General features: G+C 63.0%; 2 protein-coding genes and 1 pseudogene. All 3 read left to right on the forward strand.

What is annotated here, in order from left to right:
* The first annotated feature begins 103 nt into the window (after window positions 1-103).
* The gene (locus VGM61_RS13445) at window positions 104-310 is read left to right on the forward strand and encodes a hypothetical protein (protein ID WP_331523345.1); all 207 of its coding nucleotides are present in this window, start codon (window positions 104-106) and stop codon (window positions 308-310) included.
* A gap of 503 nt (window positions 311-813) precedes the next feature.
* Window positions 814-2,301: a UDP-N-acetylglucosamine-peptide N-acetylglucosaminyltransferase gene (locus tag VGM61_RS13450; protein WP_331523346.1), complete on the forward strand. Its 1,488-nt coding sequence runs from the start codon at window positions 814-816 to the stop codon at window positions 2,299-2,301.
* 81 nt (window positions 2,302-2,382) lie between these two features.
* Window positions 2,383-19,422: pseudogene (locus tag VGM61_RS13455) on the forward strand (DUF6531 domain-containing protein); the annotation flags it as partial.

The raw sequence follows: 19,422 nt of genomic DNA on the forward strand, positions 1-19,422 counted from the left end.
CACAAATCGGACGCCGCCGGTGGCTCTTCATACCTGGCGAAAGTGCCTTGACACGAAGAAGTCCCCTCCCGGAAGCTACGCCATCCCCAAGGGAGGCTGACGTATGCAGCGCAGGTATCCGCCTGGGTCGATCACAGCCGCATTGTCGCTATCGCTGGCATGCCTGATTTATTCCCCTTCCGGTCTCGCCGCCTCGCCGAAGGCCGGCGACATCGTTGTCCAGACTGGCGTCGTGAAGGCCGCGGACGGGGCGTTGCCTGTGCCGACGTTCAAGGTGCCGGGATTTTCACCGCATGTGCGGGTCGACTAGAGCACCGCATTGGGTACAGGCTCTCAACGCGCGCGTGGGGGCCATGCGGACTTGTTGATGTCTGCCAATGCAGGAGTCATCCTGCAAGGCAACGAAACCGCACGGTGGGGATGGCCCGCAACACGATGGCGATTGAGACTGGGCCAGAAACGTCAGCAAACCCACCACAGCAAGCTGCCACTCGCGTCGCCGCGCTTTACCATAAGGGCCGTGTCGCATTCGCCAGTGGGCGCTTCTCCGAAGCTGTGAATGCATTTGCTGAAGCGGCAACCGATCGGGCAGCTGTGGGGGCCAGGGCTTACCTGGTCATGGCGCTGGCTAAGACGGGTCGTTCCGAGGAGGCTTGGGTTGAAGCCAAATCCCTGCTTGCGGAAAACCCGCGGCATGCTCTCGTCCAGGTGGCCGCCGCCGCGTCGGCCATGGCCATGGGCATGGAGGATAAAGCGGCGGCCGCGGCAATTTCAGCAGCTGAACAGTCCAGCGGGGACTCAACGATCGTCTCCATGGCGATCGATATCCTAAGAAGCCTGAAGAGTGTTGAAGTGGCCATCGGCGCCCTGGCGGGCTGTCACGCCAGTCAACCAGCCTCCGTCGTGATCGTCCAGGCCTTGATCGACCTCAAGCGCTCGGCTTGCGATTGGGACGAATTGCCGTTGCTCGAGGCCCAGTTGGCTCAAGCAATCGCCACGGGTGATTCCAACGTTCATCCGTGGTCGGTGTTGTTTCAATCGGGTACGGCGCTGCAACAAAGAGATTGCGCAATCGGGCGGATCAAGTCTTTGAAGCCTGTGGCCGCGCTCCCGTTCCGCCCGCCTGGGCATGGGTCATCGTCTCGCCTGAAGGTCGGTTTCGTTTCTTCAGGATTCGGGCCTCACGCCGTAACGGTACTCGCAGGGGATATGCTTGCCTCGCTGCAGGCACATTCGTTCGATGTCCACCTGCTTGCGACGAGAATGTTTCCAGGCTCCGCCTGGGTACCTGATTCAGCGGACTATGCCGGCATCCATGATGTTTCGTCGGCATCTGCAGCTTCCATCGCAGCGCTTGTCCAGACGCTGAGGCTGGACGTGCTGATCGACGTCGACGGATGGGCCGACGGCGGGCGACCGGAGATTTTCTCCTATCGGGCCGCGCCGATCCAACTGGCATGGCTAGGCTATCCAGGCACCACCGGTGCGCCATGGTTCGACGGCATCGTGGTGGATCGGTTCATCGTGCCGCCGGATCAACAAGATGCTTTCAGCGAATCGGTCGCCTACCTGCCGCGTTGCTACCAGCCCACCTCGCCCCCGGAGAAGGTGCCCAGTCCGCCGGAGCGCGTTGCCTGCGGTCTGCCCGCCGAAGCTTGCCTGGTATACGGCTGCTTCAACGAGCCGACCAAGATGGGACCGCGCAGTTTTGCCCGCATGCTTGATGTCCTGGCTCAGGTGCCGGAGAGCGTGCTTTGGCTTCTTGAGCCCGCTGGTCGCGGAGCGGATCGCCTTCGACACCTGGCGGCCGGGCGTGGCGTGGACCCGGACCGTCTCGTCTTCCGGCCCAAGTTGCCGTACCTGTCCTACCTGGGCCACTACCGGCACGTGGACATGGTCCTGGACACTGAAATCTATAACGGGCATACCGTTTCCTCCGATGCCCTGCAGATGGGGGTGCCGGTACTCACCCGTCCCGGTGAAGTGATGGCCGCCCGCGTGGCGGGGAGCCTCAATCACCATCTTGGCCTGGACGATTGCAATGTGGCGACCGACGAGGCATTCGTCGCCCAGGCCACGCGCTTTGCCCGTGATCCAGCCTGGCGTGACAGCGTTCGCGCGAGGCTTCGCCACGCACGAGGTGCGCCTGGCGTATTCGACCCGGCAGGTTACGCGAACGACCTCGCCGGCCTGGTGTTCGACCTTCTGGCGCGCACGGCGTCGGCGGCCCCTCCAGCTGATCCCCTCGCGGCGGCTTCGATTCGCAAGAAGTTTCGATCACCTTCGGGCGCTCAACCCTAAACTTTTTCCCCGCCCCCTGGATTAGCGCATAGAGACGTCCGGCATGACGCCGGGCAAGCGCACAAACCAGGGGACAACTCGATGGTCGCAGTGATCGCAGGCAATGGTCTGGGTCTGGACAACACCTCGCTGCAGAAGCTGGGTGGATCGTCTGGAGGATCTGCGCAGGTCGGGCAGGGTAACGCTGCCGGTTACGTCAACCTGGCCAACGGTAACCTGGTGTTGCAGGGTAACGACCAGGGCCTGGTCTTCGCCGGCACCCAGTTGTCGTTCACCCGCACCTACAACAGCCAGGGCCAGCTGGCCGGGCAGGACTGGCGGTTCGGCTTCTCGCAAAGCGTCGGCACGGCAACGGGCACGCTCGATACCGCCGGCAGTACGGTGGTCCGGACGGACGCCGATGGCAGCACGACGACGTACACCTACGACGCCGCCCGTGGCGTTTACGTCAGCCAGGACCAGGCGGGTACCGAGGATACGCTGGCCTGGAGCGGGTCGTCCGCCCAGTGGACCTGGACCGAAGGTTCGAACCTTCAACACGAGGTCTACAACGCCAGCGGTGAGCTGATCTCGCTATCGAACACCCAGACCGGCGCCAGCTTCAGCTTCAGCTACAACAACGGCCTGCTGACCCAGATCCACGCCGCCGATGGCGACATGTTGACAGTCGGCTATGACAGCTCGGGTCGGGTTGCCAGCCTCACCGTCACTGCCACCCCTGCGGGTGGCGGCCAGCCGGTAACGCGGGAGCAGGTCTGGTATGGCTACGACTCGCTCGGTCGCCTGGCCACCGTCACCACCAACCTCGATTCCGATTCGGAAAGCAGCGCCGCGATCTACCGCACGACCTACGGTTATGACGGTTCAAGCGAGCGCGTCAGCAGCGTCAGCCAGTCGGATGGCACGGTGGTGAGCTACGGCTATACCCAGGATGCCGCCGGCGACTTCCAGGTTTCCTCGATCACCACGGGTACCGGATCCGCTGCGACGACGACGAGCCTGACCTATGCCAGTGGCCAGACCACATTGACTGACGGCAAGGGCAACGCCTGGGTCTATGCGCTTGATGCCAATGGCAACCTTGCTTCGGTGACGTCGCCCGCGGTCAACGGCTCATCGCCCGTCACCAGCTATACCTACGATGCCGAAGGCAACCTCACCAGCGCGATGGACGGCGGCGGTAACCTCACCACCTACGCCTACGATGCGCACGGGAACCTCGTGCAGTCGGAGAACGGTGCCGGCCAGGTCGTGACCTACACCTATGACGCTGCCGATCAGGTGATTTCGACCACCACCTGGACCGTAGAGGCACAGGGCCAACCCGGCGACACCGACTACGTAGCGCCAGGCGGCGCGGAAACCACGTATCTCGTCCGCGATGCCGGCGAACGCGTGCAATTCACCATCGACCCGACCGGCACGGTTATCCAGAACATCTACGGTGCCGGGCTGAACGGGGCGACGGTGCTGGCCAGCACCGTCGCCTATCGAGGCGTCAACTTCGATACCAGCAGCTACTCGGCGAGCAACCCGCCCGCGGCGCAGGATCTTACCGATTGGGTCGCCAGCCCGGCCGTGCAATCCAAGCTGGGCCTGATGAGCCGCGTCGACAACAGCTATTCGGCCAGCGACCAACTGCTGCAGCAGATCAGCTACGACACGGTGGACGCTTCGGGCGTTGGCGTGATGGACGACGGCACCGTCATCCACAAGACGGTCTACGACGCGCAGGGTCAATTGCGCCAGTCGATCATCTTGCGAGGTGAGGATCGCACGGTCAGCGAGCAGACCAGCTACGCCTATGACGGTATGGGCCGCATCCTGGCGACCACCGATGCCCTGGGTAATACCACCACCTATATCTACGACGATGCCCACAATGGCGTGGCGATCTACCAGGCCAATGGCCTGGTGACGTCGAAGTTCAGCAACAGTGCCGGTCAGCTGATCAGCGTGATCCAGGGAACGGGCACGCCCGGCAGTGGGGCGACCAATGTCGTGATGCTCGATGAGACCCAGGATAGCGGCGGCACCCTGGTGGTCGATTCGACCATTCTTTACGACTCCAATGGCCGCGTCGTTGTGTCCATCGATGGAAGCAACGCGGCAACTTACACCTTCTATGATGCCCAGGGCCGGGTTGCCGGAACCGTGAGCCCGACCGGCGTGGAGACCGCTTACCTCTACGATGCCCAGGGCAACCGCACGACGCAGACGGTTTATGCCACCGCCGTGGATACCAGTGGTTGGTTGAACGACCGCTCGCTCGGCACGAGCTACCCGTCAGGGCTTCCAAGCGTCGGCGTCGCCGCGGGCGACGCCACCACACGCACCGTGTTCGATGGCAGCGGCCATCAGCTGGCTACCGTTGGCGCCAACGGCATGGTGACCGTGAACGGCTTTGACGCCAATGGCAACGAAGTCTATTCCACCGTTTACACCACCGCGTTGACCGCGTCGCAGATGAGCGGCCTCGGCAACGCGCCGACCCTGGCCCAGATCCAGTCGGTCGTTACCACCACCAGCACCGATGCAATCACACTGTGGGTGTACGACAGCAACGGCCGCCTGGCAGCCACGGTCGCGCCGAACAACGTCGCAACCCAATACACACGGGATGCCGCCGGCAACGTCACTCAGCAGCGCATCTATTTCAAAACCTTGACGGCGGCGCAGCGCACAAGCCTGGGCAACACTCCCACGCTTTCCGCGCTGCAGGCGGACCTGAAGACCAACGCATCGGACCAGATTTCCCTGACGCTGTACGACGCGAACGAACGCGTGATCGCCACGGTCGATGCCAACCGCAACGTCGTCCTCTTCTACTACAACGGCAACGGGCAGCTTGCGTCCAAAACCGTGGTCGCAACCCCGCTGACCACAGCGCAGAGAAACACGCTCGTCAACTCGCCCTCGCTGACGACATTACAGGCGGATATCAACGCAGGTGGTACTGGTAGCAATTACATCCAGGTATACGACGACGGCAACCTATACGCCACGGTGACTGCCGACGGGCAGGTTACGACCTACAATTTCGACTATGCCAATAACCTCACGTCGATCGACGTGCATGCCACGCTGCTCACCGCAGCGCAGCTGGCGAACATCGGTACCGAGCCTAGCCTCCCCGATATTCGCGACACGGTAACAAGCACGCCGCAAGACCAAATCACCTTGTATCTGCGCGACAGCAGCAGTTCCATCATTGCCACCGTCATGCCCGTCGCCCAATACACGACGACGAATGGCGTGACCACGATGTCGTACGGCGGCCAGATCACCACGCTGTCCTATAACCAGAACAGCCAGGTCACCACGCAGACGGTGTACAACACGCAGTTGACGGCTGCGCAAGTCGCCGGGCTGTTGGCCAACGACACGCAGTCGAAGATTAATTCCACGGTCACGCGATCGGCCTACGACCAGACCAGCTTCTGGATCTACGACGACCACGATCGCCTGGCTGCCGTCGGCACGCCGGTCAATGGCGTTGACGGCAACGGTACCCAGTTCACCGTTTACAGCTACGACACTGCCAGTCGCCTGCTCAGCACGATCACGCACGCCACGCCGCTGACCCAGGCCCAGGCCGCTGCCCTGGCCTCCAACCCGACCACCAACAAGCTCAACAGCTACCTGGTATCAGGTTCGTCCGATTATGGCTCGGTCCAGATCTACGATAGCTCCAGCCGCGTCGTTGCGGTGATCGCGGGCGGCAGTGCGAGCACCGAGCAGGTCACCCTGACCACCTTCGATAGCCAGGGCCGGCCATATATGGTCGAGCACATCGGCACGGAGCTCACGGCAGCGCAATTCGATGCGCTGGTCGCAGCGCCGAGCCAGGCCACGCTGAACAGCACGCTGCCGGCCGCGGGCACGGCAGTGTCTGGCAATGCCTACGATTACATCACGTATGCCAGCAACGGGGCGCCCAGTACCACCCTGGTTTCCCAGTTCGTCGATGGCGCCTGGCAGGGCGTCCTGACCAGCTATCAATACGACAGCGCTGGTCATGCGACGCAGGTCACGTCGTACACGCCTGTTGCGGGCCAGGCATTGGATACGTTCTACCAGGCTCCCAGCGCGACTTCGCTGCAGACCCTGGTTTCCGGGGCGACGCCGAGCGGTTCCACGTGGTCGGTGTTCGACGCATCGGGCAACATCGTTGCGACCGTCTCGCCCACGGGAAGCGTGCAGACATGGTCTTACGATGCGGATGGCCGCCAGCTGGTCGATCGCACGTACGGCCTGCCCCTGACCACCACCGCGATGAACTCCCTTGGCGGCTCGCCGACGCTATCGCAAGTACTGACGGCGCTACCGACAAGCGACCCATCCACCGCCATCGTCCACGCGTATGACGACGCAGGCCACCTGGTGGCGTCGGTGGATGGCTCTGGCCACGTCACCATCAATATCTACGATGCCAACGGGTATCTGCAGTCCACCACGGCCTACGCCACCGCATTGACGACGGCTCAGCAGTCGGCGATCACTGACGAGCCGACGGCGGCATCAATCCAGGCGGCGGTATCGCCCTCGTCCTCGGACGTGACGAACTATCAGATCCACGACACTGCCGGCAATCTGCTCGCCACGGTCGATACCCTGGGCAATGTCGCCGTGATGAGCTACGACGCTTCGGGTCACCAGCTTTCCAAGGTTCAGTACGCGGCCCAGCTGACCGCCGCCCAGATGGCCAGCTTCGCCCAGAACCAGACCCTGGCCGAGCTGCAGGCGCTGGTGACGCCGGGCGCGTCTGATCAGATCACCGTGTCTGCCTACGACGCCAACGGCTATTTGATCGCCAGCGCCGTCAACGGCGCTGTCACCCTGATCACCAACGACAGCGACGGCCATCCGCTCAACACGGTAGCGGTGACCAACCACCTCACCACGGCCCAGATGCAGGAGCTTGCGACGGCGCCCTCCATCGACGGCATCCTGGCTGATCTGACGATCCAGCAGGGCAATGGCGTTTCGCAGACGATCTACGACGCTGCTGGCAATGCGCTGGCCACGATCGGCACCGATGGTCATGTCGTGGTGATGACCTACGATGCCGATGGCCACAAGATGTCCTCCGTGGATTATGGCGAGCCCTTGCCCGCGGGCCATGGTTACTACGGTGGCGTGGCGGCGCTGTTCACGGATATTTCGGACAGCGGGAATTTTGTCAGCCTGACGCTGTACAACCTGCAAGGGCAGGTCACCGCATCGGTGGACAGCAGCGGCAAGACCACGATCGAAAGCTATAACAGCACGGGCCAGCTGACCAGCACCAGCCACTACGACACCGACCTGACTGAAAGCCAGCGCTCCCAATTGGCTGCAGCTCCCACCCTGACCACGCTGGACACCCTGTACGACACGTCGACCGGTACGGGCGGGGACGGTGGCGATGGCGGCGACGGTGGCACGGGAACCGGAGGCGGCGACGTGGGTACCGGCACGGGTCCGGGCGGCACGGGTACGGCACCTACGTCGGGGCGAATCACCACGATCCTCTACGATTCCCTTGGCCGGCCGGCAGCAACGATCGACCCGACGGGTGCGACGTCGTTCCGCTTCTATGACGCTGATGGGCGCCTGAGCACCACGATCGACGCCGACGGCGAAGTGACAGGCTACCGCTATGACGCGGCTGGGCAGGTCGTTGCCACCACTCAATACCAGGCCACCGTGCCTGCCGCCACGAGTACGGCATGGCTGCAGGCGGGCGCGCTTGCTAGCACTTTTCCCGCCACGTACACGCCCAGCAGCTCGGCGCAGGATCGTACAGCTGTTTCCGTCTATGACGAGGCGGGGCAGGTCGTGGCCGTCGTCGATCCGCTCGGGTACGTAAGCACGCGCGAGTACGACGGTGCAGGGAATGTCGTTCGCCAAACCGATTGGGCGACGCCACTTAGTGCGCAGCAGTTGAGCGCGCTGGCTTCTGCGCCGTCAACAGTGATAACCCCGGCGCCATCGGCGCAGGATCGGACCACCAGCTACTTCTACGACACCGACAACCGCCCGGTCGCACAGATCGATGCGGCGGGTTACCTCACGGTGAATACCTACGACACGCTGGGCCAGATCGCGAAGGTGGTGGCGTTCGCCAACGCCATCCCGAACGCCGGCTCGGTGAGCTTGTCGACGTCCGTCCCGGCACTGCAGGGCATGGCTGGCACCGATGCCGGCGACCAGACCACCCTGAATTTCTACGATGGCACCGGCCAGTTGACCGCCTCGATCGACGCGGACCGCTATCTCACCACCTGGACCCATGACCAGGCAGGCAACATCGAAATGGTGACACGCCATGCGGCACCGTTGACGCCGTCACAAGTGAGCGGCTTGACCGGAAACGAGACGTCCGCTGACCTGCTCGCACAGCTGGCCTCGATCCAGGGCGACCAGACCACGACGACTCGATATGACGCCGATGGACGGGCCACTCAGGTCACCGGCGCCGATGGCACGGTGACGCAGTACACCTACACCATCGACGCGACGGGAGAGGTGGATACCACCAGCACCATCTCGTTGGGCAAAACCTACGAAACCTCGGCCACCTACGATTCCTTCGGCGAAAAGACATCGTCGACCGACGCGGCAAACCTGGTCACCGCCCAGACCTTCGATGCCGATGGCCGAGTCACGTCCAGCACGAATGGCTCGGGCAACACGCTCTACTATTTTTACGACGCGATGGGCCGGGTGAACTACACGATCCAGGGCCAACCCGATGGCTCGGGCACGCCGAACCAGTCGGGCGATGTCTGCGTCTACGCCTATGATTCCTTCGGCGAACTGACTTCGACCTTACATCACAGTGCGCCGCTGGCGATCGACCATAGCGGCACGGTCGATGCCACTCATTTCGATCCCAGCGTGGCAACAGCGGCGCAGGTGGCCACAGTCGCTGCAAGCCTGGTGGGCGCCGCGGGTGATCCGGACGCACAGACCTCCTATGCCTATGACGCCGACGGGCGCGTTGCGACGATCATCGACGGAGACGTCTATGCAACGACCACCACCTATGATGCCTTTGGCGAGGTAGTTGCTACCCAGAAGCAAGTTTCGCTTCCCGGCCAGCCACTGACCGTCGATGACAGCCGCATCAGCACCTATCAGTACGATGCCGTCGGCAATCAGGTTGGGCAAATCGACGCCGCCGGTACCGCACTCGCCGTGACCCACTCGGCCACCTACGACGCCTTCGGCCGACTGGTGACGTCGACGGACGGCAATGGGGTGACTACGACATTCAGCTACGACGGGCTTGGCCAGGTCGTCGGCAGCAGCATCACGGTTGCCGGCCATGCCCGGACAACCCAGACGACGTATGACGCTTTTGGTCGCACGGTGAGCCAGACCGACGCCATGGGTGCGGTGACTCAGTACGTCTACGACGTACAGGCGCGTTCGATCACCATTACCACTCCGGAAGGCGTGTCGGTGACCACCGTCACCGATATCCTCGGCGACACGGTCAGCCTAACCAACGCCAGCGGCACCACGACCTACAGCTACGACGGGGACGGTCGCCTCACCGGGAGCTTCGATGCCCTGGGCAATGAAACCTTCGTCAGCCATGACGACGCCCACGGCAAGGTCACGATCACCGATGCCAGCGGAAATACGGTCGACACCTACTACGACGCCGACCAGCGCGTGCTTTCCCGCGTCGTCGACCCGGATGGCCTGAATCAGACAACGACCTATCAATACGATGGGGCAGGCCGCGAGCTCAGCACCACCGACGCCAACGGCACGGTTACCGTGTTCACGTATGACGCCGATGGTCGCGTGTTGACCCAGGTGGTGGATCCGGGCGAGGCGGGCACGGGTTCGAGCGACGGACTCTACGGCATCGGCCCCCTATCGTCCGATCCGCTCAACCTGACCACTGCCTGGGCCTACGACGGCGAGGGCAACGTGGTGACCCAGACGTTGGGTACCGGCGACGGCGCAGTCACCACCCAGTACACCTACGATGCTCTCGGCCGGCTCGCCCAGACCACCCAGGATCCCGCTGGTCTGGCGCTGAGCACCAGCTATGCCTACGACGGCGACGGACGCCTGGTCAGCACCACCGATCCACTGAACCTGGTCACTCGCAACGTGTACGACGAGGCCGGTGAACTTGTCTATACGCTGTCGCCTGCTGGCGACGACCTGGCCGCGGTGACCCAACGCTGGTACGACGCCGATGGCCGGGTAGTCGCCACACGCGCCTATGCAAGCCTGTTGACCCCGCTGGCAAACATGGCGGACCTGCCGACGGACGTGGCTGCACTGGCCTCGTCGAATGACCAGACCACTTCGTTCGTCTACGACGCCGATGGGCGGCAGCGTTACGCCATCGACGCCCGAGGTGAGGTCATCGAAACCCGCTACGACGCCAGTGGCCGCGTCACCGCCACGCTGGCTTATGCCCAATCCATCATGGTGGATCCGTCGGTGATACAGGCTGGCGGGCAGGCCGCGGTAGATGCCGTCCAGAGCCTGCTGGCTTCCGCAGGCGACGCCGACGCGAGCGCTCGCGCCAATTACGATGTCTACGATGCCGACGGCCGCGTGGCCTATGTCCTGGTTCCGACCACGGTCGCGGGCAACACGGTGCTGGTCGTCACCGGCTACACCTACGATGCCGTCGGCCGTACGCTATCCACGAGCACTTTTGACCGGGGAATTGCGCTTACCGAGTCCGGCAATGCGACCCCCGCAAGCATCGCGGCGGCATTGGCTGCCGCCGGCGCGACGGCCCAGGCCACCAGTTACACCTACGACAGGGCTGGCCGTCAGGTTGCCGTCACCGACCCGAATGACCAGACCACGTTCACCGTTTACGACGCTGTCGGCAATGTTGTCGCGACGGTCGACGCGATAGGCCACGTCACGCGCTATCTCCGCGATGCTGCCGGTCGTGTCGTGGCCCAGGTTGGTGTCTACACTGGCGCGAATCAAACGGGATACGACACGGCTCAGTGGCTGGCCGATGAGAATCTCGATCCGGATATTGGGACATACAACGCGGGCTACGGCGATCGGTTCGTCCTGACGAGCTACGACACCGCCGGCCGCGTGAGCCAGGTCGTGACCGTGGAATCGATGGGCTCCAACGCCCAATACGTGGCCGCCGGCGAAGTCACCAGCTATAGCTACGATGGCGCCTCGCGCCTGGTAAGCGCCACGGCCACGGACGTCAGCGATAATGCCGTTCGTACCATCACCTATGTGCTCGATGCCGACGGGCGTAGAACCGGCGTCATCGACCCTGATGGTTTCCTGACCACCTTCGGCTACGACGGTGCGGGCCATGTGGTGGCCAGCACGACCTACGCTGAGCAAGCCACCAGTCGATCAGCAAACCTGTCGCTGGATATTCCGGCGGACAGCGCCAGGCAATCGAGTGCGAGTTTCTACGATGGTCTTGGCCAACTACTTGGCCAGGTCGATGCCGCCGGCTACCTCACCACGTATGCCTACGACAATGACGGCAATCTCCAGTCGACCCAACGCTATGCAAACGTCGTTCCCGCGACCGATCGTGGCTCGATGGCTGACGCTTTGGCCAGTGTGCAGGCGGGCGGACATCGCGATACCAGCGGCACCTATGACGCCTATGGCGAGTTGCTGACCTCGACCGATGAGCAGGGCACGATTACGGTCCATAGCTATGACCAGGCGGGCAGGACGTTGTCGACGACGGTCGGTGCCGGCACCGCCGATGCGCGTACCACCACCATGGTCTACGACACCCGCGGCAATCTCGTCAGCACCACCGATCCTATGCTCGCCGTCACCCAATTCACCTATGACGCCGCGGGTAACCGTCTTACCCAGACCGACAACGCAGGCAATACCATCTGGTATGTCTACGACGCCGACAATCGCCTGGGCTTCACCATCGTCGGCGAGCCTGGCTCCGATGGCACGCAGAACGCATTCGGGGAAGTTACCGAGACGGACCACGACGACTTCGGCGAGGTCAGCCAGGAGACCAGGTACGCCGCCCTGCTCAACATGTCGCAATTGGCAAGCAAGTCCTATTCGGATGTCGTCGACGCGGTATGGGATCTGAGCCAGCAAGGCGACGACCAGGACGATGTCATGCGGTACAGCTACGACGGGGCCGGCAACGTGGCTTCGACGGTGGATGGTAGCAACCATCAGAACGCATATACGTACGATGGTTTTGGCGACCTCATCAAGGATGAAATGCCTTACGGCTCGGGCAACTCGGGCGGCACGCATTACGCGTATGACGGGCGCGGCAACGTTATCGAGCAAACCGAGCAAATCGATGAAATCACTTACGGGTGCGGTCCCAGTGGCGGCTCCAACACGACCGTGCTCCGCGACCAGGACTGGTCCTACGATGCGTACGGTAACCGCGCCAGCTATAACGATGGCGACGGCAATACCACTACCTATGCTTACGACGAACTCGGCCGCCAGATCGGCAGCAGCCAGGAAGTAGCCGGGCAGGTACGCCAGTCCACGGCCACCTATGACGCGTGGGGCGGCCAGCTCACAGGCATCGATGCCATGGGCCGGGAGACCACCTTCAGCTATGACGATGCGAACCGCAGCATGACGGTGACGCAGCCCGATGGCGTAGTCACCACGTCGACCTATAGCCGGGAAGGCCAACTCGTTTCTATCACCACGCCTGCAACGGGAACGACGAACTATCACTACGATGCGGACGGTCGCCTGCTGGAGACCATTCGGGCCGATGGCAGCGAGTCAAGCCAGGCCTACGACTCGCTCGGCAACCTGACCGAGAGCATCGATTTCAATGGCGTCAAGACCGACTACACCTACGATGCTGTCGGGCGCGTGCTTACCCAGGTGGTCGACCCCACGGGCCTGAACCGCACCACGACCTACCAGTACAACGGATATGGCGCGATGGATGTGGAGGTCGATCCCACCGGTGTGGAAACCTCCCTTACCTATGACGGTGCAGGCCGGAAGGTTTTCGAGACGATCCACAATCCAGCTGATTCCAGTGACGCCACGCTTTCCGAACAGTTCGTCTACGACACTTTCAACAACCTCACGACGACCTACATCTCCGACGGACGCAACGGTTCGGCCATCTATAACTCCTACGACTTGCTGGGTCGGATCACGACACAGGCCTTCGACGACGGTACGCCGTCGATCTCGTATACCTACGATGCCAATGGAAACGTCACGTACAAGGCCCAGGGCGACAGCGTAACGATCTACAGTTACAACGAGGCCAACGAGTTGATCTACCAGGCCACAAATCCGGGCGTGGAAGGCTTCGATAGCGCGGTTGCGACCGGTGCATGGCGGTACTCCGGTAACTCATACAATGCCGACGGCCAGTTGGTCAGCACCACGCAGTATGCGAACGAACTCAGTAGCGGAACCCTGAATGAAGTGATGGAAGGTGTCAGTGAGCCGGTTACTTCGGCGGACGATCGCACCAGCTACAACGTCTACAACGCCGCTGGCCAGCTCGCCTATAGCATCGACCCGACGGGCGTGGTCACCCAGATCGTCTATAACGACGCCGGCCAGGCGGCCGAGCAGGTTAACTTTGCCGCGCCCATTACCGTGGATGCGGCCCTTGCTTCAAGCATGGCCGCAGGCTCGGCTACTTCGACTGATATCACGTTGGCACTTTCCCAGGCCGGCGCGAATGCCTCCAGCGCGCGCACCACGTGGAATTTCTACGACGGCCTTGGCCGGGTCCAGTACTCGGTGAGCAGCGGCCTGGTCAATGGTGTTTCGGGCGGGATCGTCACCGAGCACGATTACGATGCCGATGGCAACGTCACGGCCGAGCGCGTCTACGCCACGCTGGTACCGTTGTCCGAGTTGGGTACTTCGGCCACCACGGCCACCCTTGCCAGCTATCTGGCCGGGCATGCGGAGCAGCGCAGCACCTTGCAGTGGTTCGATGCGGCGGGCGAACTGGTCTATAGCGTTGACCCCACAGGCGCGGTCACCGCGTATACCCGTGATAGCGATGGCCGCGTCCTGACCACCACCACGTATGCCCATGCCGTCCAGGTCGGCGCGGGAACGAGCCAGAGCGCACTTGTCGCCGCGATTGTTTCGGCCAATCCAGGCGTCAACGATGTGCGCTCGATCCGCCAGGTGTACGACGACCTCGGTCGTGTCGTGGCCGTATACAACGGCGCCTCGACCACTCCGACGGCCCAGTACACGTACAACTCATCCAATCAGAAGGTGACATCCCGGGACGGCGACGGCAACCTCACCAGCTACTACTACTCCAACGACAAGCTTATAGAGGTCGACGGACCGGACGTCGCCAACCTGGCCATCGACCCATTGACGGGCGCGGCCACGGCGACCATCGGTGAATCGGGATATTCCTACGATCATTCGGTGACCCAGTACTACTACGACGCCAATGGCGACGTGATCGAAATGTCCGTCACCGGCTCGCGGTCACGGGCCGAAGAAGACGTGTTGTATGACTACGACGAACATGGTCGTCTGATTTCCCAGTCCACGAAGTACGGCAGCATCGTGCCTGACAGCGGGGAGGTCCAGAACTCAGGTACCACCCGCACGACCACCCTCTACAACAGCTTTGGCGAGGTTGCCGTCAGCGTCGATGCCAACGGCAACGCCAGTTACACCGCCTATGACGCCGATGGTCGGGTTGTGGATGAAATCGATGCCAATGGCTATGTCACGGCCTACCAGTACGATGCCTTCGGAGATCGCACGTCCGCAACGCGTTACGCGCAGCCGATCGACGTCATCAGCCTGTTGGGTGACTTCGGTCCGAAGCCGCTAAGCGCTTCGGCCATCCAGGGTGCTTTGCTGCCGTCCAGCCAGGACCGCACCATCACCACCACCTTCGACCTGCAAGGCAACGTCACCTCCGTGACGCAGCCCTCGATCACCTACATGAAGGCGGACGGCACCACCGCCACCGGTAGCCCGGTCACCACCTACACCTACGACATCTTCGGTGAGCGGACCAGTCAGTCGGTGCTGGTGCAAGGTACTCCCGGACAGGCTGATGCCGTCTGGGCCACGACGTACACCTGGTACGACAACGCCGGTCGGGCGCTGATGTCGGTCGACCCGACTGGCTACGTCACCACCACCAGCTATGACGCCACGGGGGCCGTGGCCTCGACCACGCAGTATGCGCGGGCCATCAGCACCGCAGGCCTCACTGCCGGCGGCAGCATGCCGGCTGTTCCCGAGGACGGAGACGCGGGCACGGGTCCCGACCGCACCACGACGACGAGCTACGACAGCGCCGGCCGCATCCTGGCCCAGACCAGCAGTCGCAGCTACGTGGATGCCTCGGGCACTGCCATCCATGGCACCAGCACCACCAGTTACGTCTACGACAACGCCGGACGTGTGGTTCAACAGACCCAGGACGGTCGTACGGTCACCACCACCTACGACGCTGCGGGTCGGATCCTGAGCGTCACCGCGCCGCCCGAGCAGGTGCTTGTGTCCAATTGGCAGGCCTTGCTTGTCGCCAACCCCAGCTGGACGCTCGACAACCCGGCGCTCTACACCAGTGCCTCGCAGGTGATGACCTACCAGTACGACGTGTTCGGCAACAAGGTCGTGCAGACCCAGTCGTCCACGGCGGGTGGCCCCTCGGTGGCCACCTACAGCCTTTACGACGACTCCAACCGCCTGGTGGCCTCGGCGGTTTCACCCGACGGTCAGCCGATCAACTGGAGCACCGAAAAGGACGACACCCGCTACACCTACGACGCGGCGGGCAACCAGACCAGCATCACCACCATCCTGAGCGACGTCAACGGCCAGGCCAGCACCGTCGTTACCACCACCACCTACGACGCCGCGGGCCAGCAGCTTTCCACGCAGACGGTGCGGGGGACGCAGGCCGAGGCGGGTAGCAGCAAAACCTACGACGCGTTTGGCGAAGTGGTGACAGCGGGCGACACGGTGAATGTCATCTCCAGCGCCACCTTCGATGCCGCGGGCAACCAGATCACTGCCATCGATCCGAAGACGGGCGTAACGCATCACTACGCCTATAACCTGGCCGGCCAGCTGGTGCGCGATACCCACCCGGTAGACGGCGGCACGGTGTACACCGGCTATACGCTGGACCTCGATGGCCGCGTTACCTCGGAAGTTGCCCCGGCCACCAACGCCGCCACCGGCGAAAATCCCGCCATCACGGCCAGCTACGACCGCTGGGGCAACCTGCTGTCGTCCACCGACGCCAACGGCGGCGTAACCACCTACACCTACAACGAACTCAACCAGCTGACCAGCCAGTCGGGCCCCGCGGTGGACGTGGTAGACGAGTACGGCCAGCTCACCACCCAAGCCCCGACGAAGACTTACGGTTACGACCTGAATGACACGCTGATCCGGACGGTGGACGAGGACGGCCACGTCACCCTCAACACCTACGACAGCCTGGATCAGGTCACAAGCACAGTGGACGGTGTGGGCAACACATCGTTGGTGGCCTATGACAGCCTGGGCAATGCCGTGGCCGCCCAGGATGGCCTGGGACACATCACATTTACCCAGTTCAATGCCAAGGGGCAGGTCACGGCCCAGGGCGATTTCGGCGCCGCGGCCGGCACACTTGTGGAGACTGTCCAGGAGTTTTATGTCCTGGACCAGGCCGGCAACCGCATCACCACCTATGACGCCATCGGCTACACCGCGTTGCAGTCGGGCGACGCGAAGGCGGCGATGCTCCACGCCAACTTTGATGGCTATGACAGCCAGGGCCGGATCATCTGGACGCAGACCGGCGCACAGCGAGCCGTCAGCGAAGCGGGCGCCGTCGTGCCTATCCAGACCAACCCGACCAATGCCAGCTTCGATGACGCTGATCCAAGTTCGGGCTGGACGGCGGATCCCGGGTTCTACTTCGGGCCGTTCGGCGAAACCGGCGGCGGGGCGCAATTCATCAATCCAGGCAACGAGTTCGACAACAGCGGCAACCTGATCAACCAGAACCAGGTACCCGTGGTGGCAGGCCAGACAATCACGGCGTCGCTCCGCTTCGGTCAAGGCACCGCCGATGCGGGGGATGCGGGTGGCACAGCCATCATCGCCTGGTACGACGCCAACCACGAGCTCATCGGTTATTCCACCGGAACCTTCGATGGCTCGGGCTCGGGCTTTGACACCCTCTCCGTTACAGGCACCGCGCTCCAGGGCGCTGCCTACGCCGCGATAGGCGTCAATTGCCACAACACCACCGGCGATCCGATCACGCTCGACAGCTTCCAGTGGAACTACGTCCCGGATCCGTCACTGGTCAATACGGGTGCCAACTACTTCTCACAGCCCTCCGGCAGCAGCTTCACGCTGCAGCCGAGCAACTCCAATTTCGAGAATGGCGATACCGGCTGGGACAAGGATCCGGGTTGGACCATTGGCGTGGCCAATGGCGACAACGGCCCGGCCGTGGCCCAGTTCAACGGCAACGGACAGGGCACGCTGACCAACCAGGACAAGGTGCCGGTTATTCCCGGGCAGGAGATTACCGCCAGTATCTCCATATCGCTGAACAAGCCTGATGGAGCGGAACTAGGTGGCCAGGTGCTGGTCATCTGGTACGACGCCAACGGCAACGAGTTGAGCTTTAGCGCCGGCAACCTGATCAACGACGGCAATGGAGGCGCTTACGTCACTTCCACCGTCAGCGCCAATGCGCCGCCGGGCGCAGCCTTTGCCGTCTTCGCTGTCAGTGCCAAGACCAACGGTGAGGGGCAGGTACTGGTCGATAGCGCCAGCTGGAACTACGTGTACCAGCCCACGACCGCGACAGGCCAGATCCAGACCAGCTATGGCTACGATATCGATGGCCGCCTAGTCTCCGAGTCCGATGCCGACAACTCGACCACGGACAATGGCAGCCAACAGGAGACCTGGACCTACGACGCTTATGGCCGCGTTCAGACCCACACGGACCTGAGCGGCGCGAGCTACTCCTATACCTACGACCCCACCACCGGTTTGCAGACCGGTGAACACGACAACTGGAATCCGACCTCGGCCGACCAGTCGCTTCCGGGTTTCGTGACGCCGCCGGGAAGCGACGGCAATACCACCACCACCAGCTACAACGCCAACGGCTCGATTGCCTCGGTCAGCTACAGCGACGGCTCCAGTTATACCTACAGCCACGACGCCAACGGCAACCAGACCCGCCAGGAAGCGATCACCCACGACGGCGCAGGCCTGGCCGTCCACACGATCACCACCAGCACCTACGACAGCCACAATCGGGTGACGGGGACGGTGGTAACCAATGGATCGGGCGCCGTGCAGATGACGGAGACCTACAGCTACGATGCCGCCGGCAACCGTCGCGAGGTCACGGCCACCAGCGCCACGGGCAGCCAGGACGCTTGGTATACCTACGATGGTGACAACCGCGTCGTGGTGTCGAACGGCAAAGTCGTCAACGGCCAGATCATCGTTACGGACGCGCCCAACTCGTACTCCAACGCTTACGACGCAGCCGGCAATGTGATCTACCAGCGCACGGCGACGGGCACCGGCGACGTACTGCAACAGGCCAATATCTATGACCTGCGTGGCGAGCTGCTCCAGGCCAATTACACGGTGGACGTCACCACCGGCTCAGTAAGCAAGGGCGTGGAAGAACTGCGCACCTACGACGCGGTAGGCCATCTGATCTCCGATGTGCAGTACTACGCCATCGGCACCACCATCGATGATGTCGGCACCGGCAAGCCGGACCCCAATGACCCGGGCCATACCCTGGGCGAGTCCTCCATCGATGTGGGCGGGGATGTCAGCACGGCCACCTTCGACACCTACGATGCGGTGGGCCGGCTGGCCCGCGAGGCCACCTATGGCCATGCCAGTGGCTGGGATGGGACGGGCGGGGACAGTACCGTTCCCGCCACGCCGCCGACCCAGTCGCAGGCGACCTGGGGCAGCCTGAGCCTGCAGAGCACTGTGCAGTACGTAGGCCCCGATGGCGTGGCCGGCTACGACGCCGAAGGCAACGTGGTGGCGTACCAGTACCTGTCCGGCGGCGGTCGCGTGGACCAGTACCAGGTGACCTACCTGATGAAGGACGGCTACCTGGAATCCACCACCACCGGTACG

This window comes from Pinirhizobacter sp., assembly GCF_036499745.1.
Taxonomy (GTDB): Bacteria; Pseudomonadota; Gammaproteobacteria; order Xanthomonadales; family Rhodanobacteraceae; genus Pinirhizobacter.

Excerpts from the sequence above, each read along its gene's own strand:
- VGM61_RS13445 (WP_331523345.1), top strand. The coding sequence starts at position 104 with ATGCAGCGCAGGTATCCGCCTGGGTCGATCACAGCCGCATTGTCGCTA.
- VGM61_RS13450 (WP_331523346.1), top strand. The coding sequence starts at position 814 with ATGGCGATCGATATCCTAAGAAGCCTGAAGAGTGTTGAAGTGGCCATC.